19 protein-coding genes are annotated in these 16,386 nt (G+C 71.5%); 14 read left to right on the top strand and 5 right to left on the bottom strand.

The window, feature by feature from the left end; translation table 11 throughout:
• Positions 1 to 250: 250 nt before the first annotated feature.
• Positions 251 to 964, bottom strand: a complete 714-nt coding sequence (locus tag E6R60_RS35260) for a histidine phosphatase family protein (protein WP_136330812.1) — start codon at positions 962 to 964, stop codon at positions 251 to 253.
• The gene (gene hemL / locus E6R60_RS35255; RefSeq protein WP_136330811.1) at positions 961 to 2,277 is read right to left on the bottom strand and encodes a glutamate-1-semialdehyde 2,1-aminomutase; all 1,317 of its coding nucleotides are present in this window, start codon (positions 2,275 to 2,277) and stop codon (positions 961 to 963) included. The genes E6R60_RS35260 and hemL overlap by 4 nt, the downstream gene beginning before the upstream one ends.
• 129 nt (positions 2,278 to 2,406) lie before the next feature.
• Between hemL and E6R60_RS35250 the strand changes: the two genes are divergently transcribed.
• From E6R60_RS35250 to E6R60_RS35215, 8 genes are all read left to right on the top strand, one after another.
• Positions 2,407 to 2,994: a hypothetical protein gene (locus E6R60_RS35250; RefSeq protein WP_136330810.1), complete on the top strand. Its 588-nt coding sequence runs from the start codon at positions 2,407 to 2,409 to the stop codon at positions 2,992 to 2,994.
• Positions 2,995 to 3,048: 54 nt separating this feature from the next.
• Entirely contained in the window at positions 3,049 to 3,762 is a 714-nt protein-coding gene (locus E6R60_RS35245) for a helix-turn-helix domain-containing protein (RefSeq protein ID WP_136330809.1), read from the top strand.
• Positions 3,763 to 3,811: 49 nt separating this feature from the next.
• Entirely contained in the window at positions 3,812 to 4,348 is a 537-nt protein-coding gene (locus E6R60_RS35240; RefSeq protein WP_136330808.1) for a DUF3291 domain-containing protein, read from the top strand.
• Positions 4,349 to 4,517: 169 nt separating this feature from the next.
• Positions 4,518 to 4,829, top strand: coding sequence for a hypothetical protein (locus tag E6R60_RS35235; protein WP_136330807.1), 312 nt, complete (start codon positions 4,518 to 4,520; stop codon positions 4,827 to 4,829).
• A 48-nt stretch (positions 4,830 to 4,877) separates the two neighbouring features.
• The gene (locus E6R60_RS35230) at positions 4,878 to 5,699 is read left to right on the top strand and encodes a helix-turn-helix domain-containing protein (protein ID WP_136330806.1); all 822 of its coding nucleotides are present in this window, start codon (positions 4,878 to 4,880) and stop codon (positions 5,697 to 5,699) included.
• 29 nt (positions 5,700 to 5,728) lie between these two features.
• Positions 5,729 to 6,259, top strand: a complete 531-nt coding sequence (locus E6R60_RS35225; protein ID WP_136330805.1) for a GNAT family N-acetyltransferase — start codon at positions 5,729 to 5,731, stop codon at positions 6,257 to 6,259.
• Positions 6,260 to 6,420: 161 nt separating this feature from the next.
• Positions 6,421 to 7,260 carry an NAD(P)H-binding protein gene (locus tag E6R60_RS35220; RefSeq protein ID WP_136330804.1) on the top strand — a complete coding sequence of 280 codons (840 nt, stop codon included), beginning with the start codon at positions 6,421 to 6,423 and terminating at the stop codon, positions 7,258 to 7,260.
• A gap of 64 nt (positions 7,261 to 7,324) precedes the next feature.
• On the top strand, positions 7,325 to 8,080 hold the full coding sequence (locus tag E6R60_RS35215) for a Mut7-C RNAse domain-containing protein (RefSeq protein ID WP_136330803.1): 756 nt from the start codon (positions 7,325 to 7,327) through the stop codon (positions 8,078 to 8,080).
• 17 nt (positions 8,081 to 8,097) lie between these two features.
• Here E6R60_RS35215 and E6R60_RS35210 read toward each other — a convergent pair whose 3' ends face one another.
• Together E6R60_RS35210 and E6R60_RS35205 are read right to left on the bottom strand one after the other, a co-directional pair.
• On the bottom strand, positions 8,098 to 8,580 hold the full coding sequence (locus E6R60_RS35210; protein WP_136330802.1) for a MarR family winged helix-turn-helix transcriptional regulator: 483 nt from the start codon (positions 8,578 to 8,580) through the stop codon (positions 8,098 to 8,100).
• An 86-nt stretch (positions 8,581 to 8,666) separates the two neighbouring features.
• A complete protein-coding gene (locus E6R60_RS35205; protein WP_206309603.1) occupies positions 8,667 to 9,212 on the bottom strand; it encodes a hypothetical protein in 546 nt (181 codons plus the stop codon).
• Between the two features lie 87 nt (positions 9,213 to 9,299).
• Between E6R60_RS35205 and E6R60_RS35200 the strand changes: the two genes are divergently transcribed.
• From E6R60_RS35200 to E6R60_RS35190, 3 genes are all read left to right on the top strand, one after another.
• Positions 9,300 to 9,635 (top strand): YnfA family protein, encoded by a 336-nt coding sequence (locus E6R60_RS35200; RefSeq protein WP_136330801.1) that lies wholly within the window; start codon positions 9,300 to 9,302, stop codon positions 9,633 to 9,635.
• Positions 9,636 to 9,689: 54 nt separating this feature from the next.
• A complete protein-coding gene (locus E6R60_RS35195; RefSeq protein ID WP_136330800.1) occupies positions 9,690 to 10,448 on the top strand; it encodes an SDR family oxidoreductase in 759 nt (252 codons plus the stop codon).
• A 156-nt stretch (positions 10,449 to 10,604) separates the two neighbouring features.
• Complete coding sequence (locus tag E6R60_RS35190) at positions 10,605 to 11,489, top strand: hypothetical protein (RefSeq protein WP_136330799.1); 885 nt, start codon at positions 10,605 to 10,607, stop codon at positions 11,487 to 11,489.
• Positions 11,490 to 11,534: 45 nt separating this feature from the next.
• Here E6R60_RS35190 and E6R60_RS35185 read toward each other — a convergent pair whose 3' ends face one another.
• The gene (locus E6R60_RS35185) at positions 11,535 to 12,728 is read right to left on the bottom strand and encodes an RtcB family protein (protein WP_136330798.1); all 1,194 of its coding nucleotides are present in this window, start codon (positions 12,726 to 12,728) and stop codon (positions 11,535 to 11,537) included.
• A 170-nt stretch (positions 12,729 to 12,898) separates the two neighbouring features.
• On the opposite strand from E6R60_RS35185, the gene E6R60_RS35180 reads away from it, so the two are divergent.
• The 3 genes from E6R60_RS35180 to E6R60_RS35170 all read left to right on the top strand — a co-directional run bounded on the left by E6R60_RS35180 (position 12,899) and on the right by E6R60_RS35170 (position 16,354).
• Positions 12,899 to 13,786: a DUF3558 domain-containing protein gene (locus E6R60_RS35180; RefSeq protein ID WP_136330797.1), complete on the top strand. Its 888-nt coding sequence runs from the start codon at positions 12,899 to 12,901 to the stop codon at positions 13,784 to 13,786.
• A gap of 179 nt (positions 13,787 to 13,965) precedes the next feature.
• Entirely contained in the window at positions 13,966 to 14,787 is an 822-nt protein-coding gene (locus E6R60_RS35175) for a DUF3558 family protein (RefSeq protein WP_136330796.1), read from the top strand.
• Positions 14,788 to 14,950: 163 nt separating this feature from the next.
• Positions 14,951 to 16,354 (top strand): DUF2637 domain-containing protein, encoded by a 1,404-nt coding sequence (locus E6R60_RS35170; RefSeq protein ID WP_206309602.1) that lies wholly within the window; start codon positions 14,951 to 14,953, stop codon positions 16,352 to 16,354.
• Positions 16,355 to 16,386: the final 32 nt, after the last annotated feature.

Below are 16,386 nucleotides of genomic sequence, written 5' to 3'. Positions count from 1 at the left end.
ACCGGAAAACGGCACGCGGAAACCCCGGACGTCCACATTCCGCCCGGTTGGCGCACCAGCGATCACGCGGGTCCCGAAGCGGCCGCAGCGCTGTTCGCAGCGGCCGGGATCAAGCCCGTCGCGGGGTTCCCCTCACGTCCTCGGGGCTACGGAAGGGGAGGGAGGGGAGGACACGAACGGTCACCGGACGCACCGGGCCCACCCGTCGGCCAGAGCGGGGCGGACCCGGACCCGAGGGCCCCCGGGCCGGCTACGCGCCGAACCCCTTGGACGCCCCCTTCACCGGCTTCGCCCCCGCCAGCAGATGCGCCGGCACCAGATCCCGCGCCGGCTCCGAGTACCCGACCGACACGATCTTGTCGCCCTGGTACGTGAAGCTGGTCAGCGAGGCGAGCGTGCACTGCCGCTTGCGCGGGTCGTGCCACAGCCGCCGCCGCTCCACGAAGCTGCGGACGATCCAGATCGGCAGCTGGTGGCTGACGCACACCGCCTCATGACCGCGCGCCGCGTCGCGCGCCGCGTCGAGCGCGCCCATCATCCGGACGACCTGCTCGATGTACGGCTCACCCCACGAGGGCCGGAAGGGGTTCGTCAGGTGCTTCCAGTTGTCCGGCTTGCGCAGCGCCCCGTCGCCGACGCCGAAGGTCTTGCCCTCGAAGACGTTGGCGGCCTCGATGAGCCGCTCGTCGGTGGCGAGGTCCAGGCCGTGGGTCTTGGCGATCGGCGTCGCCGTCTCCTGGGCCCGCTCCAGCGGGGAGGCGACGACGTGCGTGATGTCGCGCTTGTCGAGGTGCTCGGCGACCCGGTCGGCCATCTGCCGGCCGAGCTCGGAGAGGTGGTAGCCGGAACGGCGGCCGTACAGCACGCCTTCCGGGTTGTGCACCTCTCCGTGGCGCATCAGGTGGACGACGGTGATGTCCTTGCGTCCGGCGTCGCCGGCTGCGGTGCTGCTGGTCTCGCTCATGCGGTGGCCTCCGAGGCGGCGCGGGCTGCGGCGGGCAGAGCGGCGGCGATCCGCTCCACGGCCCGGGTGTCGTGGGCGGTGGAGACGAACCACGACTCGAACGCGGACGGCGGGAGGTACACGCCCTGCGCCAGCATCGAGTGGAAGAACGGCGTGTAGCGGAAAGCTTCCTGCCGCTTGGCGTCCTCGTAGTCGCGCACCGGACCGTCCGTGAAGAAGACGGAGAACATGTTGCTCGCCGCCTGCACGGTGTGGGCGACCCCTTCCTTGTCCAGGGCCTGGCTCACCAGCCCCCGGATCTCCGCCGAGACCGCGTCGACCTTCGCGTACGCGGCGTCGTCCAGGAGGCGCAGCTGGGCGAGACCGGCGGCGGTGGCGACCGGATTGCCGGAGAGGGTGCCCGCCTGGTAGACGGGGCCGGCCGGGGCCAGGTGCGCCATCACGTCGGCACGGCCGCCGAACGCCGCGGCCGGGAAGCCGCCGCCCATGACCTTGCCGAACGTCATCAGGTCGGGGCGCACCCCGTCGACGCCGAACCAGCCGGCCTTCGACGTACGGAACCCGGTCATGACCTCGTCGGAGATGTACAGCGCCCCGTTGGCCGCGCAGAGCTCCTTGAGGCCCGCGTTGAAACCGTCCAGCGGCGGCACGACGCCCATGTTGCCGGGCGACGCCTCGGTGATCACACAGGCGATCTCGCCGGGCTGCGCGGCGAAGGCGGCCCGTACGGCCTCCAGGTCGTTGTAGGGCAGCACGATCGTGTCGCCGGCCTGGGCGCCGGTGACGCCCGGCGTGTCCGGCAGGCCGAAGGTCGCCAGCCCGGACCCGGCGGCGGCGAGCAGCGCGTCGACGTGACCGTGGTAGCAGCCGGCGAACTTCACGATCTTCGCCCGGCCGGTGAAGCCGCGGGCGAGGCGGATCGCGGACATGGTCGCCTCGGTGCCGGACGACACGAGCCGCACCTGCTCCACGGGCTCGACCCGGGCCACGATCTCCTCGGCGAGCGCGACCTCGCCCTCGCCGGGCGTACCGAACGAGGTACCGCGGGCGACGGCCTCCTGGACGGCGGCGATGACGTCGGGGTGGGAATGGCCGAGAATCATCGGCCCCCACGAGCACACGAGGTCGACGTACTCACGACCATCGGCATCGGTGAGGTACGGACCGGTACCGGAGACCATGAAGCGGGGCGTACCGCCCACGGCCCGGAAGGCCCGTACGGGAGAGTTCACGCCACCGGGCGTCACGAGGGACGCGCGGTCGAAAAGCGTCTGCGAAACTGGGGCGCTATAAGGAAAGCTCACACATGCCATGGTGTCAGAGCCACGGACGGTCTTGCGGACGGGTGTTTCACCGCACGCCCGTGGGGGAGGTCACTGACACGATGATCGGGTTACGCGGCGGGGGCTGTGTCTCCTAGTTAGTAGTCGGGTGGATGAGATATGCATCGCGGTGGCGGAGTGGGCGAAGGGACCGACGACCTGGGGCCCGAGCCTGCCCGGCGAGGTCGGCACCGGCGCGAGGCTGAGCGCAATCAGGGCATACAGGCCGGTGGTGCGCAGGTCGGAGCCGGAAGCAGGAGCAGTGGCGGCATGGGGGTGACCTACAAGTACTTCGGCGCCCCCGACGGCGCCACGGCCGCACGCGTGCCCATTTCCATGCGCCCCGAGGAGCTCGGCGGTGACGAGCTGGGCATGGGCGGCATGTTCACCAAGATCAAGCCGGAGACCGTGGCCGCGATGGTCCTCACCGGCATACAGGGCATACCCCTGCACAAGGTCCCGCCGCTGGAGCTGGTCGTGCTGCATCCCGACTACGCGGTGGTCAAGCTCCCCATGACGGTCGTGGACCCGCTGCTCGGCGTGGGCGAGGAGTCCGTGGGGGCCGCGGCCTTCATCTGGTCGACGGTCCCGGACCGCGGCGGCCCGCGTGACGCGTTCAACGTCTACCAACTGCTCCACGAGTGGCAGGACTTCTCCCACCGGCTGCATGACGCGGGGCATCAGGCGTACTGCCTGGTCTGGCCCTGACCGCCGCCGTCCGGCGATCCCGTCGTCAATCGCTGTTAGTTATAGAATTGCCGCGTGAGCAGCGAGGATGCCGCCCTGGAGGCGCTGACCGCACTGGGGGACCCGGTGCGGCGTGGACTGTACCGGCACGTCACCGGGACGCCGGGCGAGGTCGGGCGGGACGCCGCGGCCGAAGCGGTGGGGGTGTCGCGCTCCCTGGCCGCGTTCCACCTGGACAAGCTGGTCGAGGCCGGACTGCTGGAGGTGTCCTTCCGGCGGCTTTCGGGACGCAGCGGACCAGGGGCCGGCCGGCCCTCGAAGCTGTACCGGAGGGCCGAGGGGGAGCGCGCGGTGTCGGTGCCGCCCCGGTCCTACGACACGGCGAGCCGCCTGCTGGCCGAGGTCGTGGAGCAGGCCGGGCTCGACGGTGAACTGCAGGCGGCGGCGCGGGCCGACGGGGAGGCGTCCGGCAGCGCCGCGGAGGGCGGGACGGATCCGGTCGAGGTCCTGCGGTCACGCGGTTACGAGCCGTTCCGGGACGGGGCGACCGTACGGCTGAACAACTGCCCGTTCCACGCCCTGGCCGAGCAGTTCCCCGCCCTGGTCTGCGGGATGAACCTGGCCGGAATCGAGGGACTGCTCACGGGGCTGCCGGACGGGGACCGGTGGAGCGCGGCGATGGACCCCCTCCCGCGGGGGTGCTGCGTGGCCCTGCGTCCCGCCGAAGCCGGGCCGGACGACGCATCCGGCCCCCCACCCGGAGCGGAGTCCGAAGCCGCCCCATCCTAAAAACAAAGTTCGTTGACTTTAGAAGGTTCACCCGGGCATGCTTGGCCCCGTGAGCGACTTCCACCTTGCCCAAGTCAACGTCGGGCGCATGCTTGCCCCGCTCGACAGCCCTCAACTGGCCGGCTTCGTCGCCCAGCTCGCGGAGATCAACGCCGTCGCCGATCGGGCTCCCGGCTTCGTCTGGCGCCTGGTCGACGACAGCGGAGCCGACGCCACGAACCTGCGTCCCCAGGACGACGACGACCTGCTCCTGATCAACTGCTCGGTCTGGGAATCGGTCGAGGCGCTGCGCGACTACACGTACCGCAGCGACCACCTCAAGGTGCTGGCGCGCCGCCGGGAGTGGTTCGAGCGCCTCGCCGACTTCTACGTGGCCCTGTGGTGGGTCCCCGCGGGACACCGCCCGAGCGTCGACGAGGCGATGAGCCGCATCGCCCTGATCCGCGAAGCCGGCGAAGGGCCGGAGGCGTTCACCTTCCGGTCCCCGCACCCGCCGCCGGCCGGATCCCCCGCCGGATCCGTGCACCCCCGTCAGGGCGACCGCTCCCCCACTGAACACACGCCCGCCGAACACGCACCCCGCTGAGCGGGCCGCGCCGAACACACGGCCCACCCGGCGTCACCCCCGCCGCCCACCTGCACGAACGGCATCCTTCAGCCATCCCTATCCGGCCATTCATTGGCCGAAGAACGATCTCCAGTCGTCCTGCCGGACCTGCCGATGCAGGAGGCACCGACACTGAAGGAGGCCTGCCGTGGGCGACACTCTGCTGGCTCTGTCCATTCCCGTACTGGTCTGCGCCTCCGGCATCTGGACGGCAGGTGAGACCTGGTGGCGGCGCCGGCACCCGGCGCCGCCGTCCCCGTACACCCATCAGGCGGCCCGCCTCGCCGGACGCGCGACGCTCGTGGAGGCCGAGCAGATCGTGGACGGCGCCTACACGTCCCTCGGCACGCTCTACACCGGCTCCACGGACCTGCGCGTTCCGGCCACCCGCGTCGGGCCCGAGGCGGCCGGCGGCCGGGACCGCGAACGGCCCCCGGCACCCGCGCGGACGAGCCGGTAACGCGCCCGACAGGTTTCGCCCCGTCGCGCCGTCATAGGATCGGCAGCCATGCCCGGCTCCCCAGGTCCCCGACGCGACACCCGGGGCATCGTCGACGCCCCCGAGCTCTTCACACACGTACGCTTCCGGCGCCGCGAGCCCGCCCCCGCGCTGCGCCCGTACCTGGAGCACTACTGGCTGATGGACTGGGACCTGCGCCGGCCGTACGCCTCCCACCTGGTCCCGCACCCCAGCGTCAACCTGGTCTTCGAGCGGTACCCGGGCTGCGGCGACGAGGACACCGGGTTCGCGGAGGTCTCGGGCATCGGCCTGGAACTGTTCACGCAGAAGCTGGAGGGGCGGGGCCGGGTCTGCGGTGTCCAGTTCCGGCCGGGCGGCTTCCGGCCGTTCGCCCCGGACCGGCCGGTGTCCGAGTGGACGGGCCGCCGGGTCCCGGCCTCCCAGGTCTTCGCGCCGCCCGCGCCGCCGTCGGCCGTGCTGGACCCCGCCCAGGAGGACGCGCGGGTCGCGGCACTCGACGCGTACCTGCTGGCGCTCGGCCCGCGGCCGGATCCGCAGGCCGACCGGGCGATGGCCCTGGCCGACCTCGTCCGCACGGACCGCACGGTCCGCCGCGTCGGTGAACTGGCCCGGGCCGAAGGGCTGTCGGTGCGGTCGCTGCAACGCCTGTTCGCCACGTACGTCGGCGTCGGCCCCAAGTGGGTCATCCTCCGCTACCGCATCCACGAGGCGCTGGAACGCGCCGAGTCGGACCCGGCGGTGGACTGGGCGGGACTCGCCGCGGACCTCGGCTACAGCGACCAGGCCCACCTGGTCAGAGACTTCACCGCGACGGTCGGCGTCCCGCCGACCCTGCTGGGCGCCCGCTGACTGTCGGTGCCCCGCCCTACAGTTCTGACATGGAGCGCACCGCAGCACCATCCGTACGGATCGAACCCTGGTCGGACAGCGACTTCGAGCTGCTCCGCCGCGCCAACGCCCCGGAGCTGACGGACCATCTGGGCGGACCCGAGACGGAGGAGCAGCTCATAGGGCGGCACGGCCGCTACGTGGCGCTGAGCGCGGACCGGGAGGGCCGGGGCAGGATGTTCCGCATCGCGCTGCCCGGTGAGACCGAGGCCGCGGGCACCATCGGCTTCTGGGAACGCACCTGGCAGGGCCAGGAGGTGTACGAGACGGGGTGGGCCGTCCTCGCGGAGTTCCAGGGCCGGGGTATCGCGTCGGCCGCGACGGCGGCCGTGGCCGGGCAGGCGCGCGCCGCGCACAAGCACCGCTACCTGCACGCCTACCCGTCCGTGGACAACGCCGCGTCGAACGGGGTGTGCCGCAGAGCGGGCTTCACCCTGCTCGGCTCCTGCGAGATCGAGTACCCGCCGGGGCACCCGCTGCTGACCAACGACTGGCGGCTGGACCTCCACCCGGAGCGCTGACGCCCACCGGCGGCGGACGCCGCGCCCGCGGCGGGCCGCGCAAAGCGGTTGACGGACAGAGCCGCCTCCTGGATATTTATCTGCGTCACGCAGCTTATGTGCTGCACAACCACCGGAGGGACCGCCAGGACCCTCCGACCCCGTCACCGAGGAGACCCTCCATGACCACCCTTGTCACCGGCTGCCGCGGCCGCGTCGCCTCCACGCTCGTCTCACTCCTGCACCAGGGCGGCCACCCCGTGCGTGCCGGCTCCCGCAACCCCGGCGAGCTCTCGCTGCCGGCGGGCGTCCCGTCCGTGGCCTGCGATCTCGGCGACCCCGCCACCTTCGCCCCGGCCCTGGACGGCGTCGACTCCGTCTTCCTCTACGCCGAGCCGTCCCACATCACCGCCTTCCTCGCCGCCGCGCAGACCGCCGGCGTCACGCACATCGTCCTGCTCTCCTCCAGCTCCGTCCTCGACCCGGACGCCGCCTCCAACCCGATCGCCGCCTCCCACCACGCGGTGGAGCAGGCGCTGACCGGCTCACCCCTCACCACGACCCTGCTGCGCCCCGGAGCCTTCACCGGCAACGCCTACCAGTGGTCGGAGTCCTTCCGGTCCGGCCGCCCCGTCGACCTGCCCTACCCCCACAGCGCGACCAGCCCCATCGACGAGGCCGACATCGCCGAGGCCGCACGCGCCGTCCTCACCGACGCGCGGCTTCAGGGCTCGGCCTACCACCTGACCGGCCCCGAATCCCTCACCGCGGCCGAACAGGTCGAGCTGCTGGCCGCCGCGACGGGCAGCCCCACCACCTTCCGCACCGTGAGCAGGTCCGCCTGGAAGGACGCCGTGTCGCCCTTCGTGCCGGAGACGATCGCCGAGGCCCTGCTCGACTACTGGGCCGCCACGGACGGCACCGCCGCCGAAGTCACCGGCGAGACGGAGAAACTGACCGGCCGCCCGGCCCGTACGTTCGCGGCCTGGGCCGCCGGACACGCCGCCGCCTTCCGCGCCTGACGGCCCCGCACCCGCCTCCCGGACCACCTGGCCGGTGCCCGCGCCCCGATGGCATCCTGACCAGGTGAACGGACCCGAGATCCACCTCGAAGTCGACCCCGGACTACGCCTCTTCGTCGCCCACGAACGCCGTCGCGGCCGGACCACCGTGACCACCGACGGCTCCTCCACCCTCGGCCACGTCGTGGAATCACTCGGCATCCCCCTCACCGAGGCAGGACAGCTCCTCGTCGACGGACGCCCCGTGCCGGTCTCGCACATTCCGGCGGCGGGCGAACTGGTCGAGGTCCGGGCCGTTCAGCGCCCGCAGCACATTCCGGGCGCACCCCTGCGCTTCCTGCTCGACGTCCACCTCGGCACCCTGGCGCGGCGCCTGCGGCTGCTCGGCGTCGACGCGGCGTACGAGAGCGAGGACATCGGCGACCCCGCGCTGGCCACCCGCTCCGCCGAGGAACGGCGGGTCCTGCTCTCCCGGGACCGAGGGCTGCTGCACCGGCGCGAGATCTGGGCCGGGGCGTACGTCTACAGTGACCGCCCCGAGGCGCAGTTGCGCGACGTACTGGAACGGTTCGCGCCGCGCCTATCCCCGTGGACGCGGTGCACGGCATGCAACGGACCCTTGACGGCCGCCGACAAGGACTCCGTCAGCGCGCGGCTGGAGCACGGCACACAGCGGTCCTACGACGTCTTCGCGCAGTGCACGGAGTGCGGCCGGGTGTACTGGCGCGGCGCGCACCACGCCCGCCTGGAGGCGATCGTCACCGAAGCGGTCCGCGACTTCGGCGACGCCCTGGCCGGACCGGGCCCGTCAGGCGGCTGAGCCCGCGTGCCGGTCCGTCACGGCGTCTCGCGCAGCCGCTCGACCTGCTGGCCGCTCAGCTCCACCGTCCGCCGCATGTGGGCGATGAGGAAGGCGACCTCGTCGTCCCCGTACTCCTCGAACAGGGCCGCCCAGCCGCCGTTCAGCCGCTCCCAGAGCGCGCCGAACTCCGCCATCCGCTCGGGCACGGTCGCCACCAGCACCCGCCGCCGGTCGGCCGTGTCCCGTGCGCGGGTCACGTACCCGGCCCGCTCCAGCCGGTCGACGAGCCGGGTCGCCGAGCCGGTGGTGAGCCCGGTCAGCTCCGCGACCCGCCCCGTGGTGACGGGCCCGGCCTCCAGACCGAGCAGGTTCAGGCACTGCAGGTCCGTCGGGTGCAGCCGCAGGTGGTCGGCCAGGGCCTGGTTGAACAGGGCGTACGACGCCATGTAGCGGCGCGAGGTGACGGCCAGTTCGGCCAGCAGCATGCTGCGGCCCGGAGTGGATGACTTCTGCGGCATGCAGAGAGTGTACGAAGCAGAGAACTTCCCCGGGGACCGGAGCCCAGAGCCGGTGCGCGGGACCTCGCCACCGCCCACGGTCAGCGTCAGAAGACGTACTCGTCCCCCGTGGCGGGCGCCAGCACCTCGTGCTCGCTGTTCTTCGCGTTCCGGTCGGTCGCGCCGCCGTTCCACACCGTGTCGATCCGTACGACGACCTCCGCCGGCCGGCCCGCGAGCCGCAGTTCGAGGGCGAGCTGCCACGGCGCGGAACCGTCCGCGCGCAACGCGCCCGTCCGGCACAGCACGGTCGACCGGCCGGCCCGCAGACACTCCCGCGGCAGCTCCTGGCGGGCGGCCAGCGGTACGGAGGTCCGCACCCGCACGGTCACTCCCGCCAGGTCCGACGGCCCGCGGTTCTCGCTGCGCAGCCAGACCCCGAGCCCGTACCCCCACAGCGAGACGTGCCCGTGGTGCGAGACGTCCGCCTCCGGCGCGATGTTCCGCACACCGGCCGCACCCCCGGGCGCACGGGCGGACGCGCCGACGGGGTCACCGACGGCCGCGGCCGTCCCGCCCGCACCCGGCGCCAGTGTCGACGCCATCGCCGCCGCAGCGGCCACCCCCAGCAGAGCCTTACGCCTCAATACCATGCACTGAAGATACAGATCCTCACGAATTATCCTTATTTACCCACCGGTTCGGCGCGTCCGGCCGCGCACCCATGGCACCCTGCCCCCATGTCCGTGCTCCGCTCCCTCGCCCTCTTCGTCGTCGCCGCCCTCTTCGAGATCGGCGGCGCCTGGCTGGTCTGGCAGGGATTCCGCGAGCATCGGGGCTGGGCCTGGATCGGCGGGGGCGTCATCGCCCTGGCCGCCTACGGCTTCGTCGCCACGCTTCAGCCCGACGGCGAGTTCGGCCGGGTGCTCGCCGCGTACGGCGGAGTCTTCGTCGTGGGGTCGATCGCCTGGGGCATGGCCGCCGACGGCTACCGGCCCGACCGCTGGGACGTGACGGGTGCGCTGATCTGCCTGGCCGGCATGGCCGTGATCATGTACGCCCCCCGCAACCACTGACCACGCCCCTGCCTATCCTGGCCCCGTACCGATCAGCTGCCCGAGGAGCCCGCCATGGCCGCATCCCCCATCGCCGTCATCACCGGAGCGAGCAGCGGCATCGGCGCCGCGACCGCCCGGCAGCTGGCGGCCGCCGGCTTCCGCGTGGTGCTGACCGCCCGCCGCAAGGACCGCATCGAGGCGCTCGCCGCCGAGATCACCGAGGCGGGTCACGAGGCCACGGCCTACGCCCTGGACGTCACCGACCGGGCAGCGGTGGACGAGTTCGCCACCGCCTTCCGCACCCTCGCCGTCCTCGTCAACAACGCGGGCGGCGCGCTCGGGGCGGACCCGGTGGCCACCGGGGACCCGGCGGACTGGCGCCAGATGTACGAGACCAACGTCATCGGCACACTCAACGTCACCCAGGCCCTGCTCCCCGCCCTCACCGCGAGCGGGAACGGCACGGTGGTCATCCTCTCCTCGACCGCCGGCCTCTCCACCTACGAGGGCGGCGGCGGCTACGTGGCCGCCAAGCACGGCGAGCACGTCCTGGCGGAGACCCTGCGCCTCGAGATCGTCGGCACCCCGGTCCGCGTCATCGAGGTCGCGCCCGGCATGGTCAAGACCGAGGAGTTCGCCACCACCCGCTTCCGCGGCGACGCGGAGAAGGCCGCCAAGGTCTACGCGGGCGTCGACGCCCCCCTCACCGCGGACGACGTGGCCGACACGATCACCTGGGCCATCACCCGCCCCAGCCACGTCAACATCGACCTCCTGGTGGTCCGCCCGCGCGCCCAGGCCTCCAACTCGAAGGTGCACCGCACGGTCTGACGAAAGTCACGTATCACCCGTCCGGGCGAATCCTTTCGATCACTCGAAGCGATGGCGCCCGCCCGGCATACGCTCGGTCACAACTCATTCAGACGGCTCTCGGCCGGGACTGTAATCCCGGCCGAGAGCCTCACCACCGAGGAACTGAGGCTTCCCGTGGCTGAGCACGACCTTAACGCGCCCGCACTCTTCGAAGTCAGCGATCTCGTTCCCCGCTCAACGGGGTTCATGGACCTCACCGATCCCGAATACAGCTACATGTTCGGTTTCGTTCAAGCAGACGGCCATCTCTCCGCCGGATCCGGCCAAAAGGGGCGCCTGACTGTCGAAATCAACGTGCGGGACGTCGCGATTCTCCGTGAGTTCCAGCGGCTGACCCCGTACCACAGCAGTATCACCGAGCGCATCCGGGCCACTAACTTCGCCGACCGCCACCACTCGGCGATCTGGTCCCTCTGCTCCCTGGAAGCCAGGTCCTTGATCAATGAGCTGGGGATCCCCTACGGGCGAAAGTCGCGGCGCATCACGCCGCCCCGGGTGGACTTCTCAGCCCGCGACTACCTTCGCGGAGTCATCGACGCAGACGGGTCAGTGGGCATCACTGGCCAGGGATTCCCCTTCGTGTCCCTGACCACGGCCAGCACAGCCGTGGGGGCCTACCTCTGCTTCTACGCGAAGCAGGTAACCGGGGCTCAGCGCTACATCAAACGCAACGCTCGTGATGGCATCTACAACGTCATGTACACCATGGAAGCCGCCGTACGCCTGGCCGCACACCTCTACTACCCCGGCTGCCTCGCGCTGCGCCGCAAACAGGAGGCTGCCGGAACCGTCTTCGCCTGGCAGCGCCCTCCGGGGGTGAAGCCCCGCGGCAAGAATCGGCGTTGGAAGCCCTGGGAGGACGAGGTCCTCGTCCGGCTCGACAGCGCCGTCGCCGCGGCGCCTGAACTCGACCGGAGTGAGGCCAGTTGCTCGATGCGGCTGTGGCGGCTGAAATCCGGCCGGATCCCCACACCCGCTGACGGGACACCCAGCCAGTAGCCCGAGCGTGGGCGGAGGCCGTCCAAGGCGGCCTCCGCCCACGCTTCAGCCCTTCACGCAGACGACCTGCTTCAGCTTCGCGACGACCTCGACCAGGTCGCGCTGCTGCTGCATGACCTGCTCGATGGGCTTGTACGCGGCGGGTATCTCGTCCACGACGCCGGAGTCCTTGCGGCACTCAACCCCTTGAGTCTGCTCCACCAGGTCACGTGTCGAGAACCGCTTCTTGGCTGCGTTACGGCTCATTCGACGGCCCGCTCCATGCGAGGCGGAATTGAACGCCTTCTCGTTGCCGAGGCCTTTCACGATGTATGTGGCCGTGCCCATCGAGCCCGGAATGATCCCCAGTTCGCCGCTGCCCGCCCGAATCGCCCCCTTGCGGGTGACCAGCAGGTCCATGCCCTCGTACCGCTCCTCCGCCACGTAGTTGTGGTGGCAGCTGACTTCCTGGCCGAAGGTCACGCTCGCCTTCTTGAACTCCTTGCGCACCACGCTTTTCAGGATGGCCATCATCGTCGCGCGGTTGTACTTCGCGTACTCCTGCGCCCAGAAGAGATCGTTACGATAGGCCGCCATCTCCGGGGTGTCCGCAAGGAAGACAGCCAGATCACGGTCGACCAGGCCCTGGTTGTGTGCCAGCTTCTGCGCCTGACCGATGTGGAAGTCGGCAAGTTCCTTGCCGATGGCCCGTGATCCGGAGTGCAGTGTCAGCCACACGGCGTCGGCTTCGTCCAGGGAGACCTCGATGTGATGATTCCCCCCGCCGAGCGTTCCCATCTGCTTTGTGGCACGTTCCTGACGGAATTTGACCGCTTCGGCCACCCCGTCGAACCGAGCCCAGAAGTCGTCCCAGCGGGGCGCCGAGAGGTCGTGCAGCCGGTCCGGATCCACCGGCTCGTCGTGCAGCCCGCGGCCCACCGGGATGGCCTGCTCGATCTTCGACCGGAGCGGGGAGAGGTCACCGGGCAGGTCGTTGGCGGTCAGGGACGTCTTCACCGCGGACATGCCGCAGCCGATGTCCACGCCCACCGCCGCCGGGCAGACCGCTCCGTGCATCGCGATGACCGAGCCGACCGTGGCGCCCTTGCCGAAGTGGACGTCCGGCATCACGGCCAGACCCTTGATCCACGGCAGGGTGGCGACGTTGCGCAGCTGCTGCATGGCGACGTCCTCGACCGAAGCCGGATCGGCCCACATGCGGATGGGCACCTTCGCACCCGGCACCTCTACATACGACATAACCCCTCGATTCCCCCGGAAAGACCGAAAGCGCAAAACCGGTGCCAAGGTCGGCAAAAGAGTCGGTCGACCGGCATTCACGGCGGCGCGTGCGATAGACATTGTGTCCACCGGCCGCCATCGAGCGGCAACCGTTTTTCGTGCGAAGGGAGCCCAGGACCGTGCGACGAATGGCGTACGTACCAGGCGCCGTGCTGATCGCGGCACTCGTCGCCGGCTGCAGTGCCGGCACCGAAGGCGACGCATCCGCCACCGACAGCAAGCCCGGCACCCTGGCCGTCGCCGCCGCGCCCCCGGGCAAGTACCGCACCCTTCCCGAGGCCTGCCGCGCCATCCCCCTCGCGACCCTGAAGGACCTGCTGCCCGGCGCCGCGCAGCTGCCCGAGGCCCAGCAGGAGAAGGTGTACGAGGGCACCCCCGCCGGAACGTTCGACACGGACCGCCGCGTCGGCTGCCGCTGGAAGTCCGACGCGCCCGACTCCTCCCGCAGCATCGCCATCGACTTCGAGCGGGTCGTCTCGTACGACCCGGCCGTGAGCGACGACGACCGTGCCCGTGAGGTGTACGCGAAGAAGGAGGAGGCCGCGGACCTCCCCTCGGCCTCCCCCGCGGACGACGCCGAGAAGGGCAGTGCTTCGCCCGAGGGGTCACCGACGGGGAGCGGGGAGGCCGGAGGCAAGGGCGGAGCCGACGGGAAGACGGGCGCGACACCCGGCCCCGGCGCGACCGGCAGCGCGGACGACGCCGCCGGTGCGACCCCGGACGGCGGCACCGGCGGCGACGCGGGCGGCGACACGGCCGGCGGCCCCGCCGAGAACCTTCAGCCCCGTGTCCTCGACCAGCTCGGGGACAGTGCGTTTCTGGACGATCTGCTCACCCGGGCAGGTTCCACCGCACAGCACCGCACGGTGAGCGTGGTGTTCCGCACATCGAACGTCATCGTCACCATCGAGTACACCGCGCAGCCGGCCCTGTCCACCGAGGTCCCCGACAGCAAGGAACTCCAGGAGAAGGCCCAGGCACTGGGCGAGAAGCTGGTCGACGGGCTGAGCGGATAACCCCGTCCCCGGCCGCCCCGGACGGTCCGCGGGGCGGCCCGCGGACCTTCCGGCCGAGGCGGCATCCGGGGCCGGTCCGTCGTACCGTGGCCCTCCGGAACCACCCGCCGGCCGACCGCCCGTCCCTGCCCACCGATCCGTCCGGCACCCCGACGCCGCGCCACCCGAGTGAAGGAACCATGCACCGATCAGCCCCGCGACTCGCCCGCATACTCGCCTGCGCCGCCGTTCCGGTGATGCTCGTCGTCGCCGGCTGCTCGTCGGACTCCGACGGCAAGAAGGACGACGCCTCCTCGTCGTCCGCGGCGCCGGAGGCGACGAAGACCGAACCGGCCGTCGCGCCGGCCAGGTTCGCCGAACTGCCCGACCCCTGCAAGTCGGTCACCGCGAAGACGGTCAAGTCCCTGGTGCCCTCGGCCAAGAACAAGAGCGGCATCCGCGGCAAGTCCAGCGACACCGCCGCCCGCGGCGGCTGCTCCTGGAACGGCCTGGACGACAACGGCGTCAAGGGTTCCCAGTACCGCTGGCTGGACGTCGGCTTCACCCGCTTCGCGTCCGACCAGTCGCTGGGCAGCGGCTCGGAGCGCGCCGAGGCGGACTACACGAAGCAGATCGCCAAGGCCCAGGCGGCCGAGGGTGCGAAGAAGCTCACCACGGCCCCCGTCGGCTCGATCGGCGAAGCGGCCACCAAGGTCACGTACGACCTCACCAAGACGGGTGAGGACTTCCGGTACGCGACGGTCATCGCCCGTACGGGCAACGTCGTCGTCACCGTCAACTACAACGGCGCGGGCTACGCGGGCGCCAAGGTCCCGTCCGCCTCGGACATCCTGGCGGGCGCCGAGAAGGCGGCGAAGGAGGCGGTGGCCGCGGTGGCGGCCGCCAACGGCGGCGGAGAGCCGAGCGGCTCGCCGAAGCCGTCCACGTCGCCCAAGCCCTCCAGCACCGCCGGGGCCGAGGCGAAGGCCTCCGCGTCGGCCTCGGGCAAGAAGACGAGCTGACCGCTCCGCTGCCGGGGCGAAGCCCGGTTCCCGGGCGGGAACCGGGCTTCGCCCCTCCCCGCGCGCCGTCCCGCGCCGGCATGTGCCAGGCTGTGCCCGCCGGAACTCGAAGTCGTCCCGCTGGAACGGGCGTCGGAGACAAAGAATTGGGGAGGGGGCGCGGGTGGCCGCGATGCAGCTGACACGCACTCACCGGATACTCATCGGGCTCGTGGTCGCCGGTGCGGTGCTCATCGCGGCGATCGGTTTCGCGGGCTCGTACGCGGCCGTGCGCGAACTCGCCGAGCAGAAGGGCTTCGGCGACTTCTCGCTCGTCTTCCCGATCGGCATCGACGCCGGGATCTGCGTCCTGCTCGCGCTGGACCTGCTGCTGACCTGGCTGCGCATCCCGTTCCCGCTGCTGCGTCAGACGGCCTGGCTGCTGACCGCGGCGACGATCGCGTTCAACGGCGCCGCGGCCTGGCCCGACCCGCTCGGCACCGGCATGCACGCGGTGATCCCGGTGCTGTTCGTCGTGTCCGTAGAGGCCGCCCGCCACGCGGTGGGCCGGATCGCCGACATCACGGCCGACAAGCACATGGAGGGCGTCCGCCTCACCCGGTGGCTGCTCTCCCCGGTGCCGACGTTCCGGCTGTGGCGGCGGATGAAGCTGTGGGAGCTGCGCTCCTACGAGCAGGTCATCAAGCTCGAACAGGACCGGTTGATCTACCAGGCGCGGCTTCAGGCCCGCTTCGGCCGCAGCTGGCGCCGCAAGGCCCCCGTCGAGTCCCTGATGCCGCTGCGCCTCGCCAAGTACGGCGTCCCGCTGGCCGAGACGGGGCCCGCGGGGCTCGCCGCGGCCGGGATCGAGCCGGTCCTGCTGCCGCCGGCCCCGGCCCAGGTCGCCGCCGCGGCCGTGGAGACCGCGTCCCAGCCCGAACTCGTGCCCGCGGCGCCGCAGGAGCAGCAGGATCCGCAGCCGGTTCAGCAGCGGGAGCAGTACGCCCAGACGGTTCCCGGCGAGTGGGCCGACGAGCAGGAGCCGGTTCAGCAGCCCGTGGAGGGCCCCGGTTCGCATGACAGCCCGTGGTTCGCGGCGCCGGTTCCGGACGGGGCGTACGAGGGTTCGTACAACCCGATGTACGTGGAGGGGCTGGAGCCGATTCCGGTGATGATCCCGGCGGGTCCCGGGGGCCGCACCCGGCCGCTGGGCGACGTCGGCACGATCGGCGCGGTGCCCGGTCCCCGTACCGAGCAGATGCCGATGGCCCCCGAGGCGGGTCAGCAGGCGCAGGATCCGGGGCAGGCACCCCTCCGCGCGCAGCAGCCGGAGTCCGTCGTCGAGGCCGCCGACGAGTGGGCCGAGGAGTGGGCGCAGGAGGACGCGGAGTTCAGCGAGATCGCCTACGAGGCCTTCGCCGAGTTCGTGCGGCAGCAGCACACGTACCCCAGCATCGAGGTCCTCGACATACACCTGTCGGACCGGCACAACGTGCGGCACCCGCGCAGCGCGGCTCTGCTCCGCCAGTTGATGCATGGTTTCAAGAACCGGTACCACGCCGAGCTCGAGGCCGACCACATCGCCTGAGCACGGCGCCGCACACGCGGATCAGCACGGCC

The sequence above is a fragment of the Streptomyces sp. A0642 genome (assembly GCF_004795105.1).
Lineage (GTDB): Bacteria > Actinomycetota > Actinomycetes > Streptomycetales > Streptomycetaceae > Streptomyces.
This window is presented reverse-complemented; position numbering and strand designations above follow the sequence as displayed.

What these genes read in the sequence shown, in the direction of transcription:
- E6R60_RS35260 (WP_136330812.1), bottom strand. Translation starts at nt 964, where the DNA reads ATGAGCGAGACCAGCAGCACCGCAGCCGGCGACGCCGGACGCAAGGAC.
- hemL (WP_136330811.1), bottom strand. Translation starts at nt 2,277, where the DNA reads ATGGCATGTGTGAGCTTTCCTTATAGCGCCCCAGTTTCGCAGACGCTT.
- E6R60_RS35250 (WP_136330810.1), top strand. Translation starts at nt 2,407, where the DNA reads ATGCATCGCGGTGGCGGAGTGGGCGAAGGGACCGACGACCTGGGGCCC.
- E6R60_RS35230 (WP_136330806.1), top strand. Translation starts at nt 4,878, where the DNA reads ATGCCCGGCTCCCCAGGTCCCCGACGCGACACCCGGGGCATCGTCGAC.
- E6R60_RS35225 (WP_136330805.1), top strand. Translation starts at nt 5,729, where the DNA reads ATGGAGCGCACCGCAGCACCATCCGTACGGATCGAACCCTGGTCGGAC.
- E6R60_RS35220 (WP_136330804.1), top strand. Translation starts at nt 6,421, where the DNA reads ATGACCACCCTTGTCACCGGCTGCCGCGGCCGCGTCGCCTCCACGCTC.
- E6R60_RS35210 (WP_136330802.1), bottom strand. Translation starts at nt 8,580, where the DNA reads ATGCCGCAGAAGTCATCCACTCCGGGCCGCAGCATGCTGCTGGCCGAA.
- E6R60_RS35205 (WP_206309603.1), bottom strand. Translation starts at nt 9,212, where the DNA reads ATGGTATTGAGGCGTAAGGCTCTGCTGGGGGTGGCCGCTGCGGCGGCG.
- E6R60_RS35200 (WP_136330801.1), top strand. Translation starts at nt 9,300, where the DNA reads ATGTCCGTGCTCCGCTCCCTCGCCCTCTTCGTCGTCGCCGCCCTCTTC.
- E6R60_RS35195 (WP_136330800.1), top strand. Translation starts at nt 9,690, where the DNA reads ATGGCCGCATCCCCCATCGCCGTCATCACCGGAGCGAGCAGCGGCATC.
- E6R60_RS35185 (WP_136330798.1), bottom strand. Translation starts at nt 12,728, where the DNA reads ATGTCGTATGTAGAGGTGCCGGGTGCGAAGGTGCCCATCCGCATGTGG.
- E6R60_RS35180 (WP_136330797.1), top strand. Translation starts at nt 12,899, where the DNA reads ATGGCGTACGTACCAGGCGCCGTGCTGATCGCGGCACTCGTCGCCGGC.
- E6R60_RS35175 (WP_136330796.1), top strand. Translation starts at nt 13,966, where the DNA reads ATGCACCGATCAGCCCCGCGACTCGCCCGCATACTCGCCTGCGCCGCC.